Here is a 1340-nt window from a genome sequence, read left to right as displayed (position 1 = left end):
ACGTCGATGGAAACCACGACAATTGGAAATCTAAGAACTTACTAGCAGTACATCAAAGCTGCCACCAACAGATACACTGAAGCAAAGCGAAAGCTAAGGATATCTAGGAGCCGAGTGAGGGGAAACCTTCACGCTCGGTTCTGTTCGCGCAGCGTCGGCCTTAGCCGAAAGGAGAGGTGCTCCCCATAATAGAGGACATCGACTCTAACACAGGCTGACCACAATGCTGCCAAAAACATCCTTGCTCGGGGTACGGACAAGGAACTAACTAGGTACATGAATAAGACCGAGGTAATGGCAGTATTGTTGCGTCGTACCGCGCGTTTCTTGAAAGGGATGGGACTGAGTCTGCTTGATGCAGTTGAGCTTGGTTGGATTGATTGTAAACATAGCAAAACTCAGGCTTTCAAGCAACTCCTGGTCGAGATGCCAGGAACGTCCAGACAGATGGGTGGTTAGAAGTTACCGTAAGAATAAGGCAGCCTTTATGGTTTGTCGGCTATGGGTAAAAGGGTTAAAACTTTATGATTAAGGCTGCCTTATTCTAAGGTTTCGTCTCCGGCAGGTTCGACTCCAATTACTGCATGACCACTCCTCACTCAGGCAACAATAAATTGCACCTTGACCGTTTAATGCGGGTTTGTCCTAATTTATACCGGTTTAAGAGTATCCCTCCGTTGGTCCAATACTGTAAAAAAAAAGCGTAAGCATTCAGCTATCAGCATTCAGCTATCAGCATTCAGCTAATGGGCTACTTGAGGTGCTACTTGAGATGCTATCAGCTAAAGGCTTGTGGACACGCTAAGGTAACAGTTTATCCCCATAGCGTGAGCCTTGGCCTATGGCCACGCTACGGGAATGGCTGACGGCTGACGGCTGACGGCTGAATGCTTACAAAAAAGCGTTGCATCCGCTAATTCCCAGTATTGTGGCAGGGCTGTTTCATTGCCGCTTCCGTGTTCTATGAATACTACATATTGAATTACGAAATGTCGGTTAAAAGATAATTTTTATCAAAATTTAATAAAATAATTGACAAAAATAGATTTCAATATGCTGAATTACGAAATGTCGGTTAAAAGATGATCTTCATCAAAATTTAATAAAATAATTGATGAAAATAGATTTCAATAGTAAAGGCACAGTATGTTGATACTATTCAAATATATTCGATGACACTTTCTTTGACAATTCGTCAAATTGGATCTGCCTGTAAAACGGCGGCACTGATTGGCATGATGGCGCTATCTACAATCCCAGCCCGCGCTCATGAAACAAGAGTGGTGGGAGCATATAAAGTCACTGTTGGCTTTAGAAACGAACCAGCTTTTGAGGATGAA

At 43.4% G+C, this 1340-nt stretch carries 1 pseudogene; it reads left to right on the top strand.

Features of this window, described 5'->3' with window-relative positions:
* Positions 1–210 precede the first annotated feature (210 nt).
* A pseudogene (locus F6K53_RS42860) lies at positions 211–459 on the top strand (transposase); the annotation flags it as partial.
* Positions 460–1340: the final 881 nt, after the last annotated feature.

The organism is Moorena sp. SIO4A1 (assembly GCF_010672065.1).
Lineage (GTDB): Bacteria > Cyanobacteriota > Cyanobacteriia > Cyanobacteriales > Coleofasciculaceae > Moorena.
Note: the sequence above shows the minus strand (reverse complement) of the source record. Positions and strands in the feature narration are given on the sequence as shown.